23 protein-coding genes are annotated in these 23,994 nt (G+C 67.4%); 14 read left to right on the top strand and 9 right to left on the bottom strand.

Translation table 11 applies throughout. The features are described 5' to 3' along the window. The first annotated feature begins 81 nt into the window (after positions 1 to 81). Positions 82 to 543: a hypothetical protein gene (locus AC5Y5E_RS21035; protein WP_499904715.1), complete on the top strand. Its 462-nt coding sequence runs from the start codon at positions 82 to 84 to the stop codon at positions 541 to 543. Positions 544 to 552: 9 nt separating this feature from the next. Here the strand turns inward: AC5Y5E_RS21035 and AC5Y5E_RS21030 are convergent, their stop codons facing one another. Next, positions 553 to 1,635, bottom strand: coding sequence for a PE family protein (locus AC5Y5E_RS21030; RefSeq protein ID WP_499904713.1), 1,083 nt, complete (start codon positions 1,633 to 1,635; stop codon positions 553 to 555). A 224-nt stretch (positions 1,636 to 1,859) separates the two neighbouring features. On the opposite strand from AC5Y5E_RS21030, the gene AC5Y5E_RS21025 reads away from it, so the two are divergent. Further along, positions 1,860 to 4,436, top strand: a complete 2,577-nt coding sequence (locus tag AC5Y5E_RS21025) for a bifunctional FO biosynthesis protein CofGH (protein ID WP_499905034.1) — start codon at positions 1,860 to 1,862, stop codon at positions 4,434 to 4,436. 30 nt (positions 4,437 to 4,466) lie between these two features. Further along, entirely contained in the window at positions 4,467 to 5,231 is a 765-nt protein-coding gene (locus AC5Y5E_RS21020; RefSeq protein ID WP_499904711.1) for a maleylpyruvate isomerase N-terminal domain-containing protein, read from the top strand. A 4-nt stretch (positions 5,232 to 5,235) separates the two neighbouring features. Here AC5Y5E_RS21020 and AC5Y5E_RS21015 read toward each other — a convergent pair whose 3' ends face one another. After that, positions 5,236 to 5,568 (bottom strand): hemophore-related protein, encoded by a 333-nt coding sequence (locus AC5Y5E_RS21015; RefSeq protein ID WP_499905033.1) that lies wholly within the window; start codon positions 5,566 to 5,568, stop codon positions 5,236 to 5,238. 341 nt (positions 5,569 to 5,909) lie between these two features. On the opposite strand from AC5Y5E_RS21015, the gene fdxA reads away from it, so the two are divergent. From fdxA to AC5Y5E_RS20995, 4 genes are read left to right on the top strand one after another with little or no spacing between them, the layout of a single operon-like run. Then, positions 5,910 to 6,236, top strand: a complete 327-nt coding sequence (gene fdxA, locus AC5Y5E_RS21010; RefSeq protein ID WP_067151133.1) for a ferredoxin — start codon at positions 5,910 to 5,912, stop codon at positions 6,234 to 6,236. An 8-nt stretch (positions 6,237 to 6,244) separates the two neighbouring features. Next, a complete protein-coding gene (gene dapC / locus AC5Y5E_RS21005) occupies positions 6,245 to 7,330 on the top strand; it encodes a succinyldiaminopimelate transaminase (protein ID WP_499904710.1) in 1,086 nt (361 codons plus the stop codon). 46 nt (positions 7,331 to 7,376) lie between these two features. Beyond that, positions 7,377 to 9,713 carry an APC family permease gene (locus tag AC5Y5E_RS21000; protein ID WP_499904708.1) on the top strand — a complete coding sequence of 779 codons (2,337 nt, stop codon included), beginning with the start codon at positions 7,377 to 7,379 and terminating at the stop codon, positions 9,711 to 9,713. Beyond that, positions 9,710 to 10,990, top strand: a complete 1,281-nt coding sequence (locus AC5Y5E_RS20995; protein ID WP_499904707.1) for an alpha/beta hydrolase fold domain-containing protein — start codon at positions 9,710 to 9,712, stop codon at positions 10,988 to 10,990. The genes AC5Y5E_RS21000 and AC5Y5E_RS20995 overlap by 4 nt, the downstream gene beginning before the upstream one ends. On the opposite strand, the gene AC5Y5E_RS20990 is transcribed toward AC5Y5E_RS20995, so the two are convergent. Further along, positions 10,953 to 12,152, bottom strand: coding sequence for a cytochrome P450 family protein (locus tag AC5Y5E_RS20990; RefSeq protein WP_499904706.1), 1,200 nt, complete (start codon positions 12,150 to 12,152; stop codon positions 10,953 to 10,955). The genes AC5Y5E_RS20995 and AC5Y5E_RS20990 overlap by 38 nt on opposite strands. 108 nt (positions 12,153 to 12,260) lie before the next feature. Then, the gene (locus tag AC5Y5E_RS20985; protein WP_499904705.1) at positions 12,261 to 12,632 is read right to left on the bottom strand and encodes a hypothetical protein; all 372 of its coding nucleotides are present in this window, start codon (positions 12,630 to 12,632) and stop codon (positions 12,261 to 12,263) included. Between the two features lie 568 nt (positions 12,633 to 13,200). Here AC5Y5E_RS20985 and AC5Y5E_RS20980 point away from each other — a divergent pair. From AC5Y5E_RS20980 to AC5Y5E_RS20960, 5 genes are all read left to right on the top strand, one after another. Next, positions 13,201 to 14,625 carry an MFS transporter gene (locus AC5Y5E_RS20980; RefSeq protein WP_499904703.1) on the top strand — a complete coding sequence of 475 codons (1,425 nt, stop codon included), beginning with the start codon at positions 13,201 to 13,203 and terminating at the stop codon, positions 14,623 to 14,625. After that, positions 14,622 to 14,870, top strand: coding sequence for a hypothetical protein (locus AC5Y5E_RS20975; RefSeq protein WP_499904702.1), 249 nt, complete (start codon positions 14,622 to 14,624; stop codon positions 14,868 to 14,870). The genes AC5Y5E_RS20980 and AC5Y5E_RS20975 overlap by 4 nt, the downstream gene beginning before the upstream one ends. Before the next feature lie 445 nt (positions 14,871 to 15,315). Further along, on the top strand, positions 15,316 to 16,242 hold the full coding sequence (locus AC5Y5E_RS20970; RefSeq protein ID WP_499904700.1) for a sulfotransferase domain-containing protein: 927 nt from the start codon (positions 15,316 to 15,318) through the stop codon (positions 16,240 to 16,242). Between the two features lie 47 nt (positions 16,243 to 16,289). Further along, positions 16,290 to 17,210, top strand: coding sequence for a hypothetical protein (locus AC5Y5E_RS20965; protein WP_499904699.1), 921 nt, complete (start codon positions 16,290 to 16,292; stop codon positions 17,208 to 17,210). Continuing rightward, the gene (locus AC5Y5E_RS20960) at positions 17,210 to 18,505 is read left to right on the top strand and encodes a cation:proton antiporter (RefSeq protein WP_499904697.1); all 1,296 of its coding nucleotides are present in this window, start codon (positions 17,210 to 17,212) and stop codon (positions 18,503 to 18,505) included. The genes AC5Y5E_RS20965 and AC5Y5E_RS20960 overlap by 1 nt, the downstream gene beginning before the upstream one ends. Positions 18,506 to 18,509: 4 nt before the next feature. Here AC5Y5E_RS20960 and AC5Y5E_RS20955 read toward each other — a convergent pair whose 3' ends face one another. From AC5Y5E_RS20955 to stf0, 4 genes are read right to left on the bottom strand one after another with little or no spacing between them, the layout of a single operon-like run. Beyond that, on the bottom strand, positions 18,510 to 19,160 hold the full coding sequence (locus AC5Y5E_RS20955; protein ID WP_499904696.1) for a GAP family protein: 651 nt from the start codon (positions 19,158 to 19,160) through the stop codon (positions 18,510 to 18,512). A 30-nt stretch (positions 19,161 to 19,190) separates the two neighbouring features. Next, positions 19,191 to 20,315 carry a YeiH family protein gene (locus AC5Y5E_RS20950; protein ID WP_499904694.1) on the bottom strand — a complete coding sequence of 375 codons (1,125 nt, stop codon included), beginning with the start codon at positions 20,313 to 20,315 and terminating at the stop codon, positions 19,191 to 19,193. Positions 20,316 to 20,319: 4 nt separating this feature from the next. After that, on the bottom strand, positions 20,320 to 20,457 hold the full coding sequence (locus AC5Y5E_RS20945) for a hypothetical protein (protein ID WP_499904693.1): 138 nt from the start codon (positions 20,455 to 20,457) through the stop codon (positions 20,320 to 20,322). A 55-nt stretch (positions 20,458 to 20,512) separates the two neighbouring features. Beyond that, positions 20,513 to 21,316: a trehalose 2-sulfotransferase gene (gene stf0, locus AC5Y5E_RS20940; protein ID WP_499904691.1), complete on the bottom strand. Its 804-nt coding sequence runs from the start codon at positions 21,314 to 21,316 to the stop codon at positions 20,513 to 20,515. A gap of 236 nt (positions 21,317 to 21,552) precedes the next feature. On the opposite strand from stf0, the gene AC5Y5E_RS20935 reads away from it, so the two are divergent. Next, positions 21,553 to 22,029: a hypothetical protein gene (locus AC5Y5E_RS20935; protein ID WP_499904689.1), complete on the top strand. Its 477-nt coding sequence runs from the start codon at positions 21,553 to 21,555 to the stop codon at positions 22,027 to 22,029. Between the two features lie 151 nt (positions 22,030 to 22,180). Next, positions 22,181 to 22,450, top strand: coding sequence for a hypothetical protein (locus tag AC5Y5E_RS20930; protein WP_499904688.1), 270 nt, complete (start codon positions 22,181 to 22,183; stop codon positions 22,448 to 22,450). Positions 22,451 to 22,471: 21 nt separating this feature from the next. On the opposite strand, the gene AC5Y5E_RS20925 is transcribed toward AC5Y5E_RS20930, so the two are convergent. Continuing rightward, positions 22,472 to 23,986 (bottom strand): HNH endonuclease signature motif containing protein, encoded by a 1,515-nt coding sequence (locus tag AC5Y5E_RS20925; RefSeq protein WP_499904687.1) that lies wholly within the window; start codon positions 23,984 to 23,986, stop codon positions 22,472 to 22,474. Positions 23,987 to 23,994 lie beyond the last annotated feature (8 nt).

Below are 23,994 nucleotides of genomic sequence, written 5' to 3'. Positions count from 1 at the left end.
GGCAGCCACGGAAGGAATTCGAATGGACCCCGACCTGGACCCTAATATGCAGCACTGGCAGGACCGGCTCGACAGCCTGCAGTGGGTCATCGGCTCGATACTCGCGAACGTCGACAGCGTCCCGACCTGACCGAAACCAAGCCACGCGCCGCGTCCATCCAGGACGGCGGCGCGACGGATCCCGCGATTCGTTTCGTCGTTTTGGCGCTGCTGGCCGTAGACGGGATTCTCTCGGCCCTGGCCGGCGCGCTGCTGCTTCCTTCCTATATAGGCGCGACTCCCTTCCCCATCAGCGCACTGGCCAGCGGTCTGGTCAACGCGGCGCTGGTGTGGGCGGCCGGCCTGTGGACCCGCTCCGCGCGGGTGGCAGCGCTGCCGTTGTGGACGTGGCTGCTGACGGTCGCCGTGCTGAGCATGGGCGGTCCCGGCGACGACGTGATCCTGGGCGGCCGCGGACTGATGGCGTACGGGGCACTGGTCTTGATCGCACTGGGCGTCGCGCCCCCGGTCTGGGTGCTGTGGCGGCGCGGCCAGCGGGGCTGACGGCCCGGGTTAGGGGAAGAAGGGCGGCAGCGGCGGCAGCGGGGGGAGGAAGCTGAGCGCCCAGTAGACCTCGGTGTTGATGAACTGGTTGATCGACGCCGTGGTGGCATCCCAGAAGTCGGCCAGCCCCTGGGCGAAGTTGATGCTGCCCTGCAGCCAGTCGATCGTGTTGAACAGGGCGGCCTGCACCATGGGCTCGAAAAGGTCGTAGAAGAAGTAAATCTGGGGGGCCACCCAGCTGATATACGGCAGGTAACCGGCCACGTACGCGGCGAGGTCGAAACCGTACTGGACGTAGGGCTCGACGAGCAGGTACCCGGCCTTGATGGCATCGCCGATCGACCCGGTTGCCGCCGGCACGACCGCGGCGTTGGTCATGGCCGCCGGTGTGACGAGCGAGCTGGCCGCGGTCAGGGCGCGGATCCCGCCGGTCGGCACCAGCGCGCCGGCCTCACTGGCGAGCGCCGAAAGACCACCCGGGAAGCCGGCCCCCAGCAGCCCGGCGCCGCCGAGGAAATTGGAGGCGGCCACGGCGCTCTCGACCTGGGTCACCGCGCCGGACAGGCCGCCGACCATGACCGCGCCGCCGCCGCCGCCCACCAGCCCGGCACCGCCCAGGAAACTGGAGCCGGCCACGGCGCTCTCGACGCGGCTCACCACGTTGGACACCGCGCCGCCGACCACGCCCGCGACGCCGCCGCCCCCGCCGCCGAGCAGCGTGGCGGCGGGCGCGTTCACCGCGCTGGCGAGGTTCTGCGCGGCGCCGGGCAGCGCCGCGGCCGGCGCCGCGGCGCTGGCGAGGTTCTGCGCCGCACTGGACTCGGCCGCCGCGAACGCGTTCGCGCCGGAGCTCAAACTCTCGACAAATTGCTCATGGAACTGCGCGATTTGCGCGCTGAACTGCTGATATCCCAGCCCGTGCTCGGACAGGAAGGCCGCGACCTGGGCCGACACTGCGTCGGCCGCCGAGGCCGCCACCGCGGAGGTCGGGGCCGCCGCCGCCGCACTGGCGCTGTTGATGGTCGAACCAATGCCAGCCAAATCCGAAGCCGCTGCCGCCAGCGCCTCCGGGGTGGCGAATAGGAACGACATTCGGTACCTCCCTGGATACGACGGATGCTATCTCGATCGCCGCTGGCTGGCGGGCAAGTTGGGCAAACACTTAACTTGCGGCTCCGCGGGCGGGCGCGAGGCCGGGATGTCGACCGCAGGCCGGCGGGAGCCTGGCGCTACTGTTGCGCGTATGGCACCGCTGCCCAGAGCTGCACAGGCTGGCGGATGAAATTCGATCGTGGGGAAGTTACACCAACGTGCCACTGACACCGGAGCCTCCGGCGCCCAGCGCTCTGCCTAGCCCTGTCGTTCCGCCTAAGGCCAGCGCGTCGGCGTTGCGGCGCGTACTGCGGCGGGCCCGGGACGGGGTCGCGCTCAACGTCGAAGAGGCGGCCGTCGCCATGACCGCGCGCGGGGGGGACCTGGCGGATCTGTCCGCGAGCGCGGCGCGGGTGCGCGACGCGGGCCTCGAGTCGGCGGGCCGGCGCGGCGCGGGCGGCCGGCTGCCGATCAGCTATTCGCGCAAGGTGTTCGTGCCTGTCACCCACCTCTGCCGCGACAGCTGCCATTACTGCACGTTCGTCACCGTTCCGGGCAAGCTGCGCGCGCAAGGCGCCGGCATGTACCTGGAGCCGGACGAGATACTCGACCTGGCCCGCCGCGGCGCCGAACTCGGTTGCAAGGAAGCGCTATTCACCCTCGGTGACCGGCCTGAGGACCGGTGGCCGGAGGCGCAGGACTGGCTCGCCGAACGGGGCTACGACTCGACGCTGTCCTACGTGCGGGCGATGGCGATCCGGGTATTGGAGGAAACCGGGCTGTTGCCGCACCTGAACCCCGGCGTGATGAGCTGGTCGGAGATGTCGCGGCTCAAGCCGGTGGCGCCGTCGATGGGCATGATGCTCGAGACGACGTCGCGGCGGCTCTTCGAGACGAAAGGGCTTGCGCACTACGGCAGCCCGGACAAGGACCCGGCGGTGCGGCTGCGCACTCTCACCGACGCCGGCCGGTTGTCGATTCCGTTCACCACCGGGCTGCTGGTCGGCATCGGCGAGACGCTGGCCGAACGCGCGGACACCTTGCATGCGATTCGCAAGTCGCACAAGGAGTTCGGGCACGTCCAAGAGGTGATCGTGCAGAACTTCCGGGCCAAGGAACACACCGCGATGGCGGCGTACCCCGACGCCGGGATCGAGGACTACCTGGCGACGGTGGCGGTCGCGCGCCTGGTGCTCGGCCCCGGCATGCGCATCCAGGCGCCGCCCAACCTGGTGTCGCGTGACGAGTGCCTGGCCCTGATCCGCGCCGGGGTGGACGACTGGGGCGGCGTCTCGCCGTTGACGCCCGACCACGTCAACCCGGAGCGGCCCTGGCCCGCGCTGGACGAGCTGGCCGCCGTCACCGCCGAAGGCGGATACGACCTGGTGCAGCGGCTGACCGCGCAACCCAAATACGTCCAGGCCGGCGCCGCGTGGATCGACCCGCGGGTGCGGGGACACGTGCTGGCGCTGGCCGATCCGGCGACCGGCCTGGCCCGCGACGTCAACCCGGTGGGCATGCCCTGGCAGGAGCCCGACGACGTGGAGTCGGCCGGCCGGGTCGACCTCAATGCGGCGATCGACACCGAGGGCCGCAACACCGCGGCCCGCAGCGACCTGGACAGCGCGTTCGGTGATTGGGAATCGATCCGCGCGCACGTGCTTGAGCTGGCGGCGCAGGGCGCCAAAGCGCCGGCACGCCTAGACACCGACGTGCTCGCCGCGCTGCGTTCGGCCGAACGCGACCCCGCCGGCTGCACCGACGACGAGTATCTGGCCTTGGCGACCGCCGAGGGCCCTGCGCTGGAAGCCGTTGCCGCGCTGGCGGATTCGCTGCGACGCGACGCCGTCGGCGACGACGTGACCTTCGTGGTGAACCGCAACATCAACTTCACCAACATCTGCTACACCGGGTGCCGCTTCTGCGCGTTCGCGCAGCGCAAGGGCGACGCCGACGCGTACTCGCTGTCCACCGAGGAGGTGGCCGACCGCGCGTGGGAGGCGCACGTCGAGGGCGCCACCGAGGTGTGCATGCAGGGCGGGATCGACCCCGAGTTGCCGGTGACCGGGTACGCCGAGCTGGTGCGCGCCGTCAAGGCCCGGGTGCCGTCGATGCACGTGCACGCGTTTTCCCCGATGGAGATCGCCAACGGGGTGACCAAGAGCGGGTTGAGCGTTCGCGAGTGGCTGATCAGCCTGCGCGAGGCCGGCCTGGACACCATCCCGGGCACCGCCGCGGAGATTCTGGACGACGAGGTGCGCTGGGTGCTCACCAAGGGCAAGCTGCCCACCTCGATGTGGATCGAGGTCGTCAGCACCGCGCACGAGGTGGGCCTGCGGTCGAGCTCGACGATGATGTACGGCCACGTCGACACCCCGCGGCACTGGGTGGCCCACCTGAACGTGCTGCGCGACATCCAGGACCGCACCGGCGGCTTCACTGAGTTCGTGCCGCTGCCCTTCGTGCACCAGAACTCGCCGCTGTACCTGGCCGGCGCGGCGCGCCCGGGCCCCAGCCATCGGGACAACCGGGCGGTGCACGCGCTGGCGCGGATCATGCTGCACGGCCGCATTTCCCACATCCAGACCAGCTGGGTCAAGCTCGGCGTCGAGCGCACGCGGGTGATGCTCAACGGCGGCGCCAACGACCTGGGTGGGACGCTGATGGAGGAGACCATCTCGCGGATGGCCGGGTCCGAACACGGGTCGTCGAAGACCGCCGCGGAGCTGGCCGCGATCGCCGAGGGCATCGGCCGCCCGGCGCGCCAGCGCACCACCACGTACGCCCCGCTCGCCGCGTAATCGTCACCGGCCGCGGGTACACCCGAGGCCGTGAAGCGACATATCGACGACGACCGGTTCCCCGAATGGCGTCCTTTTGTGGACGCCGTGCAGCAGCGCCCACCTGAGGCCGGCACCTGGTGCGAAGCGTGGACGGTCCGCGACATCGTCATCCATCAAGCCGGAAACGCCGAGGAGCTCGCCCGGGTGCTGGCGGCGCATCTGGAGGGCGAACCCGTCGGCACGCGCGGCTTCGAGGAACGGGAGGCTCCGCTGCGCGCCATGAACGACGCGGACCTCTGGGATGCGCTGCACGACCGGATGGCCACCCTCAACGAGGTTGCTGCCGCGGCCGAAAGCGTCCCCGCCGATACCGACGTGGCGTGGACCGGGCGCATCATGAAGGTGCCCTGGTTCGCCGAGCACATGCGAGAGGAACTCGTCCTGCACGGCTGGGACGTCACCGGCGATGACGGGGCGGCCCAGGCCCGCCTCGCCGAACCCTGGATGACGACGCACAGCGTCGTCGCGGTGGGACGGCCGCTGCTCGCCAAGGGCGCCAAGTCGCTGGGGCCCGGTGAGCGAATCGAGGCGCGGTTGCGGGTCTTCGGCAGCGACGACGTGGTGATCACCGCGGACGCGGAGCGGACCTCGATCGGAATGGCCGGGCCCGAAGGCCCGGCCACTCTCGAAACCGATTCCGCCGCAAGGGTTTTGCTGCTCTGGGGTCGCCGACCCGGAAACCCGTCGCGAATTTGCAGCGACGCCGGGCCGAAACTCCTGGGCCAGGTGCGCCGGCTGCTCAGCGGCTACTGAACGCTCAGTAGCTGTTGCAGCTCCCGGCCACCGACAACACGTCGTTGAAGTACGGCGCGGCCTGCGGCATGGCCTGGATCTGCTGGGCCATCTGCATCCGCTTCGGCGGCGGCGAGGCCAGGAACTGGCGCAGGTAGCTCGTCGCGATCGGCGACGCGGTGAGCTGCGCGGCAGCCGCCGGGTCCGTCGCGTTCAACGCTGCCATCACCTGTCCGTAGTTGCAGGTCGTGTTGACGACCGGATCCAGCGGATCGGCGGACGCGATCCCGGCGCCGGCGGTCAACGCAAAAGCAACGCCCCCTGCGGCAGCAGCCAATTTGGTCAACGACAGCTTCACCATCTGTGGACACCTTCCCCAATTCAATGCACCGTCGGTTAACGGCGACGACATCTGCCCAACGGTTGCCGTCTGCGGTCGAGGTTACCAGGCCCCGTGAGCATTCATCTATCGGAACGGTTATCGCACAGGATCTTCTAATCGTAACTATGCGCAGGTCAGGGCGTTTTGCGCGCCTGTTCGCCCACGGTGAAATGCGGCCCGGCCCGGCGCACCCGTGCCGGGTGGTTGACGTGTATGTGCAACGTCTAGTATCAGTAACCGAATGCTTGCGCTGTCGCGGCCGGAGCGCCGCGGCGAGCCGAACCGCAGCCCACACGCAGTACATGGAGGAGATGTCTGTGACGTACACGATCGCCGAACCCTGCGTCGACATCAAGGACAAGGCTTGCATCGAGGAGTGCCCGGTCGACTGCATCTATGAGGGTGCCCGGATGCTGTACATCCACCCCGATGAGTGCGTCGACTGTGGGGCCTGTGAGCCGGTCTGCCCCGTCGAAGCGATCTATTACGAAGACGACGTGCCCGAGCAGTGGAGCCAGTACACACAGATCAACGCCGACTTCTTTGCTGAGCTGGGGTCGCCGGGTGGTGCCGCGAAGGTTGGCATGACCGAGAACGACCCACAAGTCGTCAAGGACCTGCCGCCCCAGGGCGAAGGCGACTGAGCGAGCGAGTGTCGGCGTCCCTGCCGGAGTTTCCCTGGGACACGCTGGCCGACGCCAAGGCGCGGGCCGCGGCTCATCCGGACGGGATCGTCGACCTGTCCGTCGGGACCCCGGTCGACCCGGTCGCGCCGCTTATCCGTGAGGCGCTGGCCGCGGCCAGCGCCGCGCCGGGATACCCGGCCACCGCCGGAACCGCGCGGTTGCGCGAATCGGCGGTGGCCGCGCTGGCCCGCCGTTTCGGCATCAACGGGCTGACCGAGGCGGCCGTGCTGCCGGTGATCGGCAGCAAAGAGCTGATCGCGTGGCTGCCGACGCTGCTCGGCATGGGCTCCGCGGACCTGATCGTGGTGCCGGAGCTGGCCTATCCGACCTATGACGTCGGCGCGCGGCTGGCCGGCGCCCCGGTGCTGCGCGCGGATTCGCTGACCCAGGTGGGCCCGCAATCCCCGGCGCTGTTCTACCTGAACTCGCCGAGCAACCCGACCGGGCGGGTGCTGGGCGTCGACCATCTGCGCAAGGTCGTCGGATGGGCGCGCGAGCGGGGGGTGATCGTCGCCTCCGACGAGTGTTACCTGGGCCTGAGTTGGGAGGCCGCGCCCCTGTCGGTGCTGCATCCCTCGGTCTGCGACGGCGACCATACCGGGCTGCTCGCGATCCACTCGCTGTCGAAGAGCTCGTCGCTGGCCGGTTATCGGGCCGGCCTGGTCGCCGGGGACCCGGCGCTGGTCGGCGAGCTGCTCGCCGTGCGCAAGCACGCCGGCATGATCGTGCCGACACCGGTGCAGGCCGCCATGGTGGCCGCCTTCGACGACGACGCCCACGAGCGGGAGCAGCGCGAGCGGTACGAACGGCGGCGGGCCGCCCTCCTGCCCGCACTGCGCTCGGCCGGTTTCGCCGTCGACCATTCCGAGGCCGGCCTCTATCTCTGGGCCACCCGCGGCGAGCCGTGCCAGGACAGCGTCTCCTGGCTTGCCTCCCTCGGCATCTTGGTGGCGCCCGGCGACTTCTACGGCCCGGGCGGTGCCCGGCACATCCGGGTCGCGCTGACCGCCACAGACGAGCGCGTCGCCGCCGCGGTCGAGCGGCTGACTTAGCCCGTCCGCCTGCCGCGTGGAATGGCGGGGCGGCAGAATGCAGGTCGTGACAACTTCGACGGGCAAGGTTCCCATCCCGACGTCCGTCGGCGACATCGCCAGGCGGGTGTTTCTGGGCAAGCCGTTGATCACAGAGAACCTGTCGCACGAGAAGTTGTCCAACGGGATTGCGCTTGGGGCGCTTTCGCCCGATGCGATCTCCTCCACGGCCTATGGCTCTGAGCAGATCTTGATCGAGCTGCTGCCCAACGCCGGCCTGGCGGCCTTCGCGTTGCTGCTGCCCATCAACGCCGCGATCCTGGTGATTCTGGTGTTGGTGGCCGCGTCGTACCGGCAGGTCGTCATGGCCTACACGCGGGCGGGCGGCTCCTACATCGTGGCGCGGGAGAATTTCGGACCCAAGGTGGCGCAGGTCGCCGCCGCGGCGCTGCTGATCGACTACGTGGTCACCGTGGCGGTGCAGGCGGCGGCCGGGACGGTGGCGGTGGCGTCGGCGATCCCGGCCGTCGGCCCCTACAGCCTGGCGGTCACCGTCGCCGTGGTGCTGCTCATTTGCTACGCGAACCTGCGCGGATTGCGGGAAGCGGGCGTGCAATTCGCGCTGCCGACTTACTTTTTCGTCAGCATGATCGCGTTGACGATCGTGGTCGGCGTCATCCGCGAAATCTTTTGGGGATTACCGGTTTACGATGCCCAACACATCGCTGGAGCGGTGCCGGTTCATCAAGGCGACGGCCTGGTGATGGGCGCGACGGTGCTGGTGCTGCTGCGCGCGTTCGCCAACGGCGGTTCGTCGCTGACGGGGGTCGAGGCGATCTCCAACACGGTCAACGTCTTCGAGAAGCCGCAGGGCCGCAACGCCCGCCGGGTGCTCACGATCATGGCCTGCATCCTCGGGTTCCTGCTGGCCGGCGTCGCCTACCTGACGTTCGTCACCCACGCGACGCCGTTCGAGGCCGGATACCCGTCGGTGTTGTCGCAGGTCGCCCGAACTGTGTTCGGCCACGGGACAATCGGCAACGTCCTGTACATCGTCGTCCAGGCGTCGACGGCCGCCATCCTGTACACCGGCGCCAACACCAGCTTCAACGGCTTCCCGGCGCTGGCGAGTTTCGTCGCCGAAGACCGCTTCCTGCCGCGTCAGCTGATGAAACGCGGTCACCGGCTGGTGTTTTCGAACGGCATCATCGCGCTCACCGCGCTGTCGGTGGTGCTGCTGGTGACGACGGGCGGCTCGGTCACCGCGCTGGTCCCGTTCTACGCGATCGGCGTGTTCACGGGCTTCTCGATGGCCGGCTACGGGATGACCAAACACCATCTCACCCATCGGGAGCCGGGCTGGCGACGTCGCCTCGCGATCAACCTGTCCTCGGCGATCCTGTCGACCATCGTGGTGGGCATCTTCGCGGTGGCGAAGTTCACCGAGGGTGCGTGGCTGGTGGTCGTGGTCTTTCCGGTGCTGGTGTTCGTGCTGATGCGCCTGAACCGGGAGTACCGCGCCGAGGCGGCCATCCTCGAGATGTTCCGCACCGACCGCCCCGAGTTGGTGAAGTACGCCCGGCACAAGGTGTTCGTGTTCGTGAACTCGCTCGACCTCGCGGTCATCGAGGCGCTGCGCTACGGCCGGGGGTTGCGGGCCGACGAATTGGTCGCGGTGCATTTCATGGTCGACGAAGCCCATGCGAAGGCGTTGCGAAAGCGTTGGGACGCCTTCGATCTCGACACCCCGCTGCGGGTGGTCGACTGCCCGGACCGCAGGGTCACTCGGGCCGCGCAGGTGCTGGTCGCCAAGGCGCGCGACGAACACAAGAACACCAACGTGACCGTGCTGCTGCCGCGCCGGACCTACGCTCCGCTGCTGGGCCGCCTGCTGCACGACCGCACCGCGGACAAGGTGGCCCAGGCGGTCAGCCTGATCCCGGACGCCGCGGCGACGATAGTTCCGTATGACGTGGAGTCCCGCATCAAGGAGGCGTATCCCGAGGGGTTCGAGCAACGAATCTCCCGCGAACTCGACAAGATCGAGGCCTGGGTTTCGAGGGACGAGGAACAAGAGGTCGAGGCCTACGAACACCCCGACCGGTCGGCGTCGGTGATCACGGTCGGCGGCCTGATCCCCGGGCAGCGCGCCACCTTCGAGGGGCGGGTCAACGAGGTCCAGGACATCAACGAACGCCGGCGCACCGTCCGGCGGGTTGTCGTCGGCGACAGCAGCGGCGAGATCTGCGTGACGTTCCGGCACGGGCGCGGCGGCGCCGACATCCAGCCCGGCCAGCTGCTGCGGATCACCGGCAAGCCCCGGCAGAGCGGCACCCAGCCGATGGTGTTGGTCGACCCCGCGTATCACGTCGTCGAGGACCCCGCGAAGGCCGCCGGGTCGTGAAACGAGCGGCGGCCGTGTTGGTTTCGGCGTCGGGCTTGGCGTACACGGCCAACGGCTACCGGCCGTTGACGCGGGATCGCGTCGGGTCGGGTTTCGCGTTCGCCCACGGTTTGTTCGCGTCGGAGCTCCCGATGCAGACCCTCGCCGTCCAGGTGGCAGCGCAAGCGGTGGTGTCGCGCCTGCTGCCGCCGCGGCTGCGCCGTCTCAGCTGGCTGGCGGCGGCGGCGTCCTGGCTGGGGCTGTTGGGCCTGCGCCGCGTGGGGCACGGCGCGCACCAGCCGCTGTCCGCGGCGCTGGACGCCGGCCTGGGCCCCGCCCGGCGCACCGAATCCGGCGACCTCTGGCGGCGACCCGCGCCGGGCGGCGCGACCGTGAAGAAACCCGGCCCCGCACGCATGCTACGGATCTACCGCGACTACGCCCACGACGGCGACATCGCCTACGGGGAGTGCGGCTCGCGCAACCATCTCGACATCTGGCGCCGGCCAGATTTGGACCGCGGTGGGCGGGCCCCGGTGCTCCTGCAGGTTCCCGGCGGCGCCTGGATGGTGGGAAACAAACGGGGACAGGCACATCCGCTGATGAGCCATCTCGCCGAGCTCGGCTGGATCTGCGTCGCGATCAACTACCGGCTCAGCCCGCGCTCCACCTGGCCCGATCACATCGTCGACGTCAAGCGCGCGATCGCGTGGACGAAGGAGCACATCGCCGAATACGGCGGCGACCCGGACTGGATCGCGATCACCGGGGGCTCGGCCGGCGGGCACCTGTCCTCGCTGGCCGCGCTGACGCCGAACCATCCGCACTTCCAGCCGGGTTTCGAGGAGGCCGACACCCGCGTGCAGGCGGCGGTCCCGTTCTACGGCGTCTACGACTTCACCTCGAACGACCAGATGCATCCGCTGATGGCGCCGATCGTGGCGAAGCGCGTGTTCAAGCTGAGGCACGCCGACGTGACCGAGCCGTTCCGGATGGCCTCGCCGATCACCCACGTGTCTGCGGACGCACCACCGTTTTTCGTGCTGCACGGCACCAACGATTCGCTGATCCCCGTCGAGCAGGCCCGCAGTTTCACGGCGCGGCTGCGCGAGGTCAGCCGTGAGCCCGTGGTGTACGCCGAATTGCCATGCGCACAGCACGCTTTCGACATCTTCGGCTCCGCGCGCGCGGCGCACGCCGCGGTGGCCGTCGAACAGTTCCTCGCCGAGACCTACGCAACTCCGCACCATGGGCGGGGGGCTAGCCAGAGCGCCCCCAGCTCAGTGGTAGCGACTTGAGCGCGAAACTCTTCGACGGAAACCTGATTTCGGGCGTATAGCCCTCCGGCAATTCGAAGTCGGGGATCTGGGTGAGCCACTCGTCGATGACGATGGCCAGTTCTATCCGTGCCAGGTGGGAACCGATGCAACGGTGTGGCCCACCGCCGAATCCCCAGTGACGGTGCACTTTTTCGTCCATGACCAATTCGTCGGTGGAGATCTCGTCGCTGGCGTCGCGGTTGATCGCGGCGGTGCACAACCGCACCGGCGTGCCCGGGGGCAGCGTCATGCCGCCGACCTTGACGAAGTCGGTGGTGACCCGGGCCGCCAGCGGCGCCGCGGGCTCGAGCCGGACGATCTCCTCGATGAAGATCTTGATCTGCTCCGGATCGCGGCGAAGGTCCTTGCGCAATTGCGGTCGGCGCGCCAATTCGAAGAGCGAAAAACCGATCGCCGCGGCCACCGTGTCCAGACCGGACAGAATCAACAGGTGGCTCATGCCGAGCAACTCCAGGTCGGTGAGATCGCCCGGACCTGTCATCACTTCGGACAACATGTCCTCACCCGGGCTCTCCCGGCGTTGGCGGATGACCTCGGTGAAATACGTCAGCAGATCGTTGCCCTCGGGGCTGCCGTCCACCGCGGCGTCCTTCCAGGCGATCACGCGGTCGCGGTCCTCGAGCGGCAGCCCGTAGAGGTCCATGAAGACCTGATACGGGTAGAGGCGGCCGAAGGCCGACATCACCTCGCACTCGCTCTCCGCCGCGAGGGCGGCGATCATCTCGACCGCGTGGCGCCTCATCACGGGTCGGGACTTGGCCAGGGCGTGCGGGCTGAAATGGGGCTGCAGGATCTTGCGGTATCGGGTGTGCTCGGGGGGGTCGAACGCCGATGGCAGCACCGGCACCGGGCTGCCAGGGGGCTGAAGCGCCAGATGAGCCGAGAACAGGTTGGGTTCGCATAGTGCCCTCAGCACGTCCTCGCGGCGCGTGAGGTAATAGGCGCCGTTCATGAACACGACCGGCCCGGCGTCCCGCAACGCCTTCCATCCGACGCCGCGGTCGGCGGCCAAAGGTAAGGTGGAATGCTCCAGCCGGGGCAGGTGGAAGGCGGGTGGCTGGTTGCCGCCGAGGACAGGGTAGCCAGGTGTGGAATTTATTTGTTGCGCAACGGAATCCATGGGTGCTTCCTCGAGAGGGGTCGACGGCCTGTCCCGAAGCAGCCGCGGGTAATTCGGCATGAACGGGCCGAGTGCCGTGCTTTGATGTGTGCGGGCCTTAACGGCCCGTCAGCAGCGTGCGATGCAGAGTCGCGTCAACACGTCTCTTTCGTCAGGCGCTTTCGCCGATGCGTCCCATCGGACGCGATCCGGCGGCACCACAGACGCGCCAAACGACGCCGGTAGGGCGAACCAGGCCGATTGTGGCGACAAGTGGGTCACCGTGGCCGGCCGGTCGCGCGTCATCCACATGCTGTGGAAGGGCTTCTTGTTTGTCGGCGTGGAGCCGGGTGAAAAATCGTGGGCGGCAACGCGAAGCTCGTCCTGGCCGGCATCGGCTTGGACATCCGGGGCCGCATGGGTCCAGGCGGCCGGCTCGGGCGGTGCGGCCGCGGAGAACTGGGGACGCAACGACGATCCCGCGATCAGGGCGACGAACACGCTCAGCGCGGCGACGATCGCGATGGCTAGCCGCCATCGCCGAGTCGCACCGGCGAGCCGAGGTTCCACAGTGGCAGCACTGTACAGCGAGATGCTTGGGCGGAAAATCCCAGCAATCTGTGAAGATGCTCAAAGTCGAGCGCCGCCGCGGGAGCACGAATTCGTCACAGCCGGCTGGACGTAATAACCGAATTGGCTGGAAATCTCCTGTAAATCAGCCAAGTTAACTTGTCGAGCGTTTTCCGTTCGGCTCCAATGATCTACGACGTGCGTTGGCGGGGCGGGGTACCGGGTTGTCGACGCACGATGGCGGTGGGGCTCGCCAATAACCGCGCGTCGCTGATGACGGCCAACGGTCCCTGCGGAACAGACACCAAGTGGTCGGCTGGCCGATTGTGCAGCCTTATGTGACGCGGAGGATCGTAAGTGGCGGTTCGATATTCGCTCGATATCGTGATTGATGCCGGCGGTTTCTGAATTGTACAGAGGCCCAACGGAATCTGACTCCGTATGCACACGGGGTGGCTCGACGGCCGTGTCTCCGTCGCCGGTGAAAGGTAGATATCGCGTGCGCCGTTCGCATCGCATCGTCGTTTGGGATCCGGAAGACGCGGTGGCCTGGCAAGCCGGTAACCACGCCATTGCCCGCCGCAACCTGGTCTGGCAGGTCGTCAACGTGCATGTCGCGTTTTCGATCTGGTACCTGTGGTCGGTGATGGTGCTGTTCATGCCCCAGTCCGTCTACGGCTTCTCGACCGGTGACAAGTTGCTGGTGGGCGCCACAGCGTCGCTGGTCGGGGCGCTCGCACGAATCCCTTATTCCATGGCGGCCAACTGGTTCGGCGGCCGCAACTGGACAATGTTCTCCGCCGCGGTGCTGCTGTTTCCGACGGCCGGGGCCATCTTTCTCCTGGCCCACCCCGGCCTGCCGCTGTGGCCGTATCTGGTGTGTGCTGCATTGACCGGCCTGGGCGGCGGCAACTACTCGGCGTCGCTGGCCAAGGTCGACGGGCTATTTCCGCAGCGGCTCAAGGGCTTTACGTTGGGCCTCACCGGCGGGATGGCCAACCTGGGGTCGGCGGGCATCCAGGCGGTCGGACTGGTGGCGGTGGCCACCGCGGGCCACGAGGCGCCGTACTGGATTTGCGCGATCTACTTGGTGCTGCTGGCCATCGGAGGTGTCGGCGCCGCTTTCTTCATGGACAACGTCGTCGCGCACCGGACCGGCTTGTCGCTGCACAACTTGCGGGCCATCGTCGCGGTTCCCGATACGTGGTCGATCTCGTTTTTGTACCTGTGCGCCTCCGGCTCGTTTCTCGGTTTCGCGTTCGCCTTCGGTCAGATTTTGCAGCACAACTTCATCGCCGCCGGGGAAAGCCATGGACAGGCGTCCCTGCATGCCGCGGAGGTTGCCTTCATCGGTCCTCTGCTGGGTTCGTTGGCGCGGATCGTCGGTGGAAAAGTCAGCGACCGGTTCGGCGGCAGCCAGGTGACGCTCGCGGTGTTCACCGCATCGATCGTGGCGGGCGGGTTCCTGGTGGGCGTCAGCATGCGCGCCGATGCCGCCGAGGACCGGGGCGCTGCGGTCACCGGCTTTACGATGGTCGGCTACATCGTCGGGTTCATCGCGTTGTTTATCTTCTGCGGCGCGGCCAAAGCCGCCGTGTACAAGCTGATCCCATCTGTCTTCGAGGAGCGCGCCCGCGCCCTGGGGATCAGCGCGACCGAGCGCGGTCACTGGGCCCGCGTCCGGTCGGGGGCGCTGATCGGGGTAGCCGGCGCCTTTGGGGCGCTCGGCGGCGTGGGGATCGACCTGGCGTTGCGGCAGTCCTATGACACCACCGGCACGGAGACGCCGGCCTTGTGGACCTTCTTGGTGTGCTACATCGCTGCCGGGGCGCTGGTCTGGTACCGCTACGTGCGACCCGGCGCCGACGACACCGCAATGCCGGAATCGACACGAGCTGACGCGGAGGAGGTCGTCAAGACATGACCGCGTTGAAAACCGAGGATTCGACCGGTGAGCTGTTGGACAACGTAATCGTGATAGCGGTCGACGCCGGAAAGCTGATCCTCGAACATCAACGGCGCCCCGTCGTCGCCACCAAAGCGGACTCCTCCCCGGTCACCGACGCCGACTTGGCGGCGCATCGCCACATTGCCCAACACCTGGAAGCGTTGGATTCGGGCATCCCGATCATTTCGGAGGAAGCCACCGCGGCAAAAGCGGGCTCCTAAGTTTCGGATAAAACGGCCCCTTCGCGGAAGGGGCCAGTTTTGGTGTCCCCGGATAAACAAATCTGAGCAATTCAGCCAAGGAACTCCGGTATATCCGAAACGCGGTTGATCCGCCCAAGCAACAGGAAGCGTCCAACTTAAACACAGCCAGTCATAAGCTTGCGTCACCATAATAAGAATCATGCTGAGTAAAATACGCACGGCGATGTGGTCGGTACTTCGGGTACGCGCCGATCGCGATAGAAAGCTCCAGCTCAGGCGGACTTTTGCGGGCCGCGAAGGCGGCTTATAACCGACCGCCGCGCGGGCTATCGCTACCGCTTGCCGAGATTATGGGAAGGGAGGGCTGCGTTTAGAAAGATTCTTTTCTAAACCGACCTCAATTTTTCTTGCAAAGCCCTCGTTCGCGCCATGCGCGACCGAGCTGACGGAAGGCATTTAGTTTATGGAAAAGCAGCTGCTCGCTCCGACGAGAGTCCTGCGCGACTACCTCTCCAATTCGATGGTGTGGGAAGACTTTCTCGCCCAGGGCGGCTTCGTCGAGGGAGACATCGTCGTTGCGGATCCATTCAAGGCCGGCACGACGTGGACCCAAAGGATCGTCCAGCAGATCCTTCACAACGGCGAGGAGCCGGAAGGGGGGTTGTCGGACACGTCGCCCTGGCTCGACTCGAGCTGGGGTGATCATGCCGGCATGCTCAAAGTGCTTGGAGAGCAGCGTGAGTCGGGAATGCGGCGGGTGATGAAGTCGCACCTGCCCGCGGACGCTCTGCCGATCGCCCCGGAGGCGCGCTACGTGTTCGTCGGCCGCAACGGCAAAGACCTTGGGATCAGCTTCCACAACTATCTCTACAACTTCTCCGAAGCCACGATGTCGCAGATCAATCGGATCCACGCCAAGTGGTCCGGCGACCCCACGCCGCTGGTGATCCCTGAGGACATGCAGGAGTTCTTCGACCTGTGGCTCGACAACGATGGGTACCAGTGCTGCGACCTCCTCGACATCATGAAGTCGTGGTGGGAGCTGCGGGACGAGCCGAATATCCTTCTCCTGCACTACGCGCAGCTCAAGAGGGACCTACGCGGCCAGGTCGCGCGACTGGCGGAGTTCTTCTCCATCGATCCCGCCTCGCTGCGCATGGACGCCATCGTCGAGCATTGCTCGTTCGATTACATGAGCGCCCGGGCGGAAAAGATGGCGCCGTTCGGCGGATCGCACATGTCGAGCGCGAAGGCCTTTTTCCACAAGGGGCTCAAGCGTGATCACCGCAATGAGTTGACGCCGGCGCAGGTCGAGCGCTTCGACCGGGTGGCCCTGGAAAAGCTTGGCAGCGAATGCGCCCACTGGCTGGAAACCGGGCAAAGGCCCTGAGCCGGTTCCCCTTCGGGCGAAGTGCGGCTTCGCCGAGCCCATGGCTGATGCAGGCCGTTGCATTGGCTTACGTCGCGGTGGCGGCGCAGTGCAACGGCTGGCATTACCTGTTCTTCCCAGGGCTGACGGCACTTTCGCACGACGTGTTGACCCGCCCGTGGGGCAAGTGGGCGAGTCAACCGGGGCGGCTCATCGTGACGCCGGTTCTGGGCGCCGCCATCGGCACGCTGGTCACCGCGACGTTGCCGTACGGCGTCCTGAGCGTTCTACTCGTCGTTGCGCTGTGCGTGCTGCTGATCGTTGCGCTCAGGTCGAATATCGCCCCGGGGATCGCGGCGGGGTTGCTGCCACTCTTCCTTGGCATCAAGACCTGGGTGTATCCGGCGTCGATAGGGGTCAGCCTGGTGGTGTTGGTCGTCATTTTGCTGCCCTGGCGAAGGCGTTGCCGACCGACGTCTCAGGACCTTGACGACGGCTTGGAAGCGCGGCCCAGCGGAAGTTCCTGGTTTCTAGCGTTTTTCGCGTTCGTCGCGGCCATGGCTTTGTTCGCGGCGACCTCGGGACTGCGGCTCGTCCTGTTCCCTCCGCTGATCGTCATCGCTTACGAGATGTTCGCCCACCCCACGGTGTGTCCGTGGGCGAGAAAGCCGGCGACCCTGCCCGTTGCGTGCTTTCTGACGGCGACCGCGGGGTGCGTCGCCGTCGACCTCCTCGGAAACGGCGGTATTGCGGCGGCATGCGCAATGGCGTTGGGCGTCATCGTGCTTCGGCTGTTGAGGCTGCACATGGCACCAGCGCTGGCCGTAGGGCTTCTTCCCCTCGTCATCCATTCCCCCGAAGTCACATACCCAGTGTCCGTGGCCATCGGGACAGGAGCACTGACGCTCACTTTCAAGCTGTACCGCCGGTGGGTCGTCCGCCAGAGCCACGCCGGCCGAAACATGACCGATAACTTGAGGAGTGCGTGATGTCAAACAACCAATTGACCGCCGTGATATTCGTCTTACTGGCGCTCGTCGGTCTCGCGCAATTGCTGGGCTACGTATTCGTGAAGATGCGGCAACCGAAGGTAGTCGGCGAAATCCTGGCCGGCGTGGTGCTGGGCCCGGCGCTGCTCGGCCGATTCCCGTTCGTCGAGCACGTCGTGAGCACCGCCAGGCACAACACGCAGATCCTCAGCTTCGTCTACTGGCTCGGGCTGCTGCTGCTGATGTTCGTGTCCGGCGCCGAGGTGCAGCAGCTGTTCGGCAGGGGCGACCGGCGCACCGTGAGTTGGCTCGTCATCGTCGGGACCGGCATCCCGTTTCTCCTCGGCCTGATCTTCGCGCCCCACCTGATCACCCCGAGTCTGGCTGGACCGCACGGTAATCCGGCGTCGTTGATCATCATTCTCGCGGTCGGCGTCGCGGTGACGTCGGTGCCGGTGGTGTCGAAGATCTTCGCCGACCTCAAGATCCTGGACACGCGGTTCGCGCGGCTGATCCTCGGCGTCGCCGTGCTCGAGGACATCGTCCTGTGGCTCGCGCTCGCGATCGCCACGTCGATCGCCGCGAAATCCCATCTGAGTCCGTGGCAGATGTCGTTGCACCTCTTGGTGACGGTGGTCTACTTCGGGCTGGGGCTCACGGTGGTGCCGCGACTCATCAAGCGCATCAACACGGCTCGCTGGAATGCCCTGGCGCGCCACTCGCCGACCGGCTACGCGATCGCGGTCCTGCTGGCGTACTGTGCGGTCGCCGGCGCGCTCGACGTCAACCTCGTCTTCGCCGCGTTCCTTGCAGGTTTCGCCCTGGTGCATCGGAAGCGCAGGATCTTCGACGACTCGATCGACGCGATCAGCAAAGTGTCCTTCGCGTTCTTCATTCCGGTGTACTTCGCGATCGTGGGGCTGAAGCTCGACCTCATCCGCGGCGTCTCGCTGCCGATGATGGTCATCTTCATCGTCGGCACGTGCGCGGTCAAAATGGCGTCGGTCGCGCTGGCCGGGCGGTTCGCCGGCTTCAGGGGCCTCGAACTGGTCAACCTCGGAATCACCACCAACGCCCGCGGCGGTCCGGGCATCGTCCTGGCCAGTGTCGCCTTCGACGCCGGCATCATCAGCTCGAAGTTCTACACCACGCTGGTGGTCGCGGCGGTGCTCACGTCGCAGCTCGCCGGCGCATGGCTCGACCACGTGTTGCGCAAGGGTTGGCCGCTACTGAAGTCGGACGACGCGAGCGAACCCGTGGAGGTGGCGACACCGCAAGCGCCGACGCCCGCCTAGCCTTTTACGCGCCGGCCACCCCGGCCACGAGCAGAACGCTGCCGACCGCGGCCAGCAGGGCGGCGACCTCGACGCGGCGTCGCGAGCGGATCCAGTCGTGCAGCGCGCCCATCGCCGTGCGCGTTTTTCGCGGCGCCAGGAGATAGGCGAGCAGTGGGAGCTCCACCAGCGCGAAGGCCACGGCGTTGAACATCAGCAGCGCGCCGACCTGCGTCGCCGCCGCGGCGCCCGACGCCAGGATGACGGCCAGCGCGGCCAGGTAGTCCACCGACGGCAGCGCGATCCCCAGCCCGGCGGCTCCCGCCACCCACAACGAGCGCCCCTTCAACAGGCGCCGGGCGTGTGTCGCCAATCGTTGGTGCACGGCGGCGCGGCTCGCGTCGGGTCGCACGAGCACCGCGGCGGCGACCACCAGCGCCAGCGCGCCGATGGCGATCTGCACCCTGGGCAACGTGAAGTACGTCGACCCCAGCAGCCTGCGGCGCAGCACGAACAACACCACCAGGCCCACGGTCAGGCCCATCGCGAAGCCACCGCACAAAAAGGCGAGCAGTTGCAGCATGGGCCGTGGCCGGTTAAGCATCAGAACCGTCATGCCGACCCGGAAGGGCTCGAGGCTGACGGCGATGGCCATCACCAGGATGGTGATCCACATTGCCGGCCAGGTTACCGGCTGGCCTATGCGCTAGGCCGTTACGCCCCAATGCAACACGCGTGAGGTGAGCAGGACGATGCCGAGCGATACCGACGCGACGGTGAGCCCGATGACCGCGACGACCAGCGGCCGCCATCCGGTGCGGGCGATTTGGCGGATGTCGGTGTTGAGCCCGACCCCGGCGAAGGTGAGCAGAAACGCCCATTTCGACACGTTGGCGAGGTTGGCGCTCTGGCCTTTGGTCAGCCAGTGCGCGGTGGCGATCGCCGAGACGGCCAGGAAGCCGAGCACGAATTTCGGGAACTTCTTCCAGACGAACGCGGCCTTGGCCTTTGCGCCCGGCGCGATCTCGTCGGCCTGCCCCCGCGCGGCCCAATACAGCGCGAAGCCCAGGACGACGAACCCGATCAGCGCGTTGCGGGTCGACTTGACCAGCACGGCGATCTTGCCGGCGTGGTCGGAGAACAGATAGCCCGTGGCGGTGGTTTCGGCGGTGTTGTCCACGGCGAGCCCCACCCAGATGCCGAATTCGCGATCGGTGAGGCCGATCGAATGCCCCAACGGCGGCAGCACGAACAGCGCCACCGCGCCCAGCGCCAGGATCGCGGCGATCGCGTAGCCGACGTCGGAGTTGCGGGCCCGGATCGCGCCCTTGGCGGCGATGATTGCCGACACCCCGCAGATCGAGGTGCCGATCGCCAGGAGCGAGCCGAGTTTGCCGGACAACCCGAACGCGCGGGCGGCGACGATGACGATGGTGCCGGCGACCGCCATGTCGACCAGAATCTGGACCAGACTGAGCCCACCGAGTTTGGCGACGTCACCGAGCACGAATCGGGCCCCCAGCAAGACGATTCCGACTTTGAGCCAGAACTCGTAGGTTTGAACGCCGGGACGGAATATCCGATGCAGGCCGACGATGTTGGTGATCAACAGCCCAATCACGATGGCCCACAACACGTATTCGATGTCGGGCACTCGCCAGTGTTCGTGTTTGGCCAGCGTGTTCCACCAGGTCTGCGCGTATTTGCCGAGCAGACCCACGCCGATCAGCAACAGGATGCCCGGTAGGTAGTCCAGCGGTTGCCCGCTGGTGAAGGCGGGCTCGTCGAGCGCCTCGTCGTGCTCGGTGGACCGCACCTCGGTGGTACTCACGCGATCACCAGGGAATCTTCGGCAGCACATTGGCTACCGCCAATGCCGCGATCGCACCGGCGAGCAGGGTCGCCCACCAGTCCACCGACACCGAGCTGACCCGTTCGCGCCAACCGGGCGGCTTGGAATCCTTTTCGCTCACGATGACATCGTTGTCCGGCCGGCGACCGCGACCAAGCGATTGGCTCGCGCTGAATCTAGGTGGGTAACCCGTCCCGTTCGGCGTCCGTTCGGTAGCGCTCCACCCATTCGTCGGAGCGTTGGTCGGCCTGGCGCTCCAGGGCCGGCTCGGGCGCCAGCCGCGGGTCGAGCCCCAACGCCTCGAGGATGCTGGCGACCACCTGAGTCAGGTTGCGCCACAACACCGGATACGGAACTTCCATCCGCTCGATGTCTTCCTCGGCGAACCAGGTCCGCCAGCCCTCCTCCTGTGCGCGCAGCATGCGGACGACGTGTGCGATCGCCTCGGCGTGATAGGTGGCGCGCGCGTCGCGCGCCGGATCGGGCCTGCCCCGCCACACCCGCGTCTGCACCGCTCGCCAGAACGAGACCGCCTGCGACACCACATCGGGGCGATGCACGTGGATGAGGAGCGGTTCCTCGCCGATGACGTCGCGGATCGCCGCCCGCAGGCCGTCGCCCGATCGATTCGGCAGATCTTTCGCCCGGTTCAACAGCAGCGGTGTTTGGTTCCACATCAGCTTGCCGCCCCACACGCCGTTGGGCGTACGCCCGACCGTGCGGATGTAGTCGCGCCAGATCTCGGCCGGCGCGAGGTCGGGCGTCCCCTCGTCCAGGGGATCGAGTAACCGCAGGACCGACTCGTCGTCCACGTCGGCGAACCACTGGCGCGGCTGTGGGGCCTGGCTGGTGCTCGGCAGGTACTGGAAGAACTCCTGCGGCTCGCCCGCGACGCCGGTCGCGCGCAGCGATTCCACGAGCAGCGTGCTGCCGCTGCGCTGGGAAGCCAGCACCAAATACGACGACGGCTTTTCTGTCACCAAGGAAGCCTATCCGGCCGAAAATCCGCTGCAACACTTTGAATTGGCTTCACACTGAGCCTAACCATTGCGGGCGGCGGCCGCTCTTTCGCGGTTGCGGCACGGTGATGCGATGATGACCGGCGTGCAAAACTCCGCCAAAGAGGCGGCCCGCCGGAACATCTGGCGGGCCGAGCGGGGCGCCGGGGTGACCGGCCGCCCGACGAGATCGCGGTAGAAAAAGAAAGGAGCATCGAATGAACACCATCTCGGCATTGGGTGCGGCGGTCGGGGTCGCCGCCCCCGCGGTCTTGCTTTTCGGTGCGGCGGGTGCGCACGCCGACGACAATTACCAGCAGTTCGCGTCGGCATCGAGAAACATACGGTGCATTCTCAACGGCCAAGACGCTCCGCTGCCGATAGTCATGTGTCAGATCGGGGACCACACTTACCCGGTCCCACCGGGATTGGGCCGGGACAAGAATGGGGGGCCGTGTCCGCCCGGATCGGATCTGGGTCGCGATTTTCGTCTCGACCAGGGCCAGGCGCCCTATGTCACGTGCACTTACTCGGCGCTCGGTTCGGGGGCCGGCGCGTGGCCGGCGCTCGGCTTCGGCCAGACGAGATCGCTGGGCACGCTCACCTGCAGCAGCGAGCCCGCCGGGGTGACGTGCACCGACGCCGGGACCGGGCATTTCTTCCGGGTATCGCGCGAGTCGTATGAATTGGGTTGAGGCAGTTATTTGACGCCTGTATTAATACGCGTTAATTGGCGCGAGCGACAATTATTTAAAGATATTCGGCTCGTTTAACCGGTTTAATGCCGGGCATGTTTGGGTAAAATTCCACATGCCCCTCGGGAAATTGCACACACGCCACTATAAATTGCTCACCGCCACGGCGACCGTCTGCCTGGCCGCCTGGTTTGGTTCCGGAATTGCGCACGCCGACACCAATCGGGAACGCGAGGCGTGCGCACTGATGGACGACCACTCCAGCGCGATGATCAACGGGTACTCGTCGTACGCGGGGCAGTACGCCTTCGTGGTGCTGTCCCACGAAATGCCGCCATTGGATGCGGCGCACGTGCTCAAGGCCGCCACGATTGACGTGTGCCCCAACCACGCCGGCGATCTGCCGGTCGACTGGCAGTAGGGCCACCCCAGTTGCCGCCGTCTAGAACGGCGGGGGCTTGTTGCGTTCGGCGACGCGGTCGTCATTGAGGGCGCGTTCGGCGTCGATGCGACGGTTGCGGTCTTGTTCGCGGGTGCGGCGCCGGGTGGGCATCATGATGCCGCGACCGCCGAGGGGCGGGTATGCGGTTGGGGCACTGGGCAATTCGCCGGTGGGCAGGCATAGGGCGGGAAACAGCAGCCGGCTGCCCGGCCGGGTGACGTACTCGCGCCCGGCAGGTGAGGTCCACACGATGGTGCCATCCGGCCACTGTCGGTCGCGCCAGCCGGGCCAAAACGTCTTGAGCAGGTGATGTTTTCGGCACAGGCATTTGAGGTTGGACGGATGGGTGGGCCCCAGCGGATAGGGGATGGTGTGGTCGATGTCGGCGCATTCGGCGGGACGATCACAGCCCGGGAAGCGACATGTCATGTCGCGGCAGCGGATGAATCGCTGTAGCTGGGCCGAGGGCCGATAGCCCGGTTCGGGTGGGGCATCGGCGGGAAAGCGCACGGGCCTGACCTTGGCCCCACCGCGAATCAGCTCGGCGACCATCGACGCAGGCAGCGTGCCGCCGCCGAGCAGATGCGCGGCCGGGGGCCGCGGTCCGGGCGGCAGGTCGGGTTCGGGATCGGGGGCCAGGGCCTCGGCCAGGGGCATCCCCGGGGTGACGGGCCGCGACGCGCGCTCCCCGGAGGTGTGCGGATCGGGCTGGGCCTCCAACGTGTCCTCGCGGGCGATGACGTGGACGACGACCGCGCCGGCGCGCGGGTCGATCTCCACCGCGGCGGGGCACTCGTCGCTCCCACAGCCGCAGGCCAAGTGCTGGCTTCCCGCGGCCAGGGCGCCCAGCGCGTCGGCGCGACGCTGGTCGAGGGTGCGCGGGTCGTCTGGGCAGACCTGCTCGGCCATGTGGGTCAGTTGGCGCTCCAGCAGGGCCGCGTCGGTGGCCAACAACGAACCCCAAAGGGATGCGGTGCCGGACTGGTCGTCTGCGGGACTGATCGTGACGTGGCGCCCGCGCGCGCCGGTGCGGGCGCGGCGCAGGGCCGCGGGGTCGTGGCGATCCACGATGGCGTCGATGGCCTGGGCGGTCCGGCTCACCGACATCGGACCGAAGTGCTTGGCGTCGGCGGCCAGCGTCTCGTCGACCAACCGCAGCGTGTCGGGGTCCTTGATCAGGTCGGTGTGCCACACCAGTGCCGACGTCAGCCGCGCGCTGATCGTGCCCTCGGCGAACAGGGCCGCGACCATGGGCAGCCGGTTGCGCAGCGTCACCGCCAAATACATCTGCCCCGAGGCCATGGCGTGGCTGATGCCCTGGGCGGCAGCGACTTCGGCGGCCATCGCGTCCCAGTTGTCGCACGACCAGTGCGCGCGATCCGTCGGGCCGTCGGCTCGCCGGGTCACCAACTCGGCGATCGCCGCCAGCCGGCGCGCCGCGGCGGCCGCCTCGGCGCGGGCGCCGTCGGTGATCGCGTCCACCACGTCGGCGTCGGGCGTCTGGGCATCGAACATACTTTCGA

This window comes from Mycobacterium sp. NGS54, from assembly GCF_059812465.1.
This window is presented reverse-complemented; position numbering and strand designations above follow the sequence as displayed.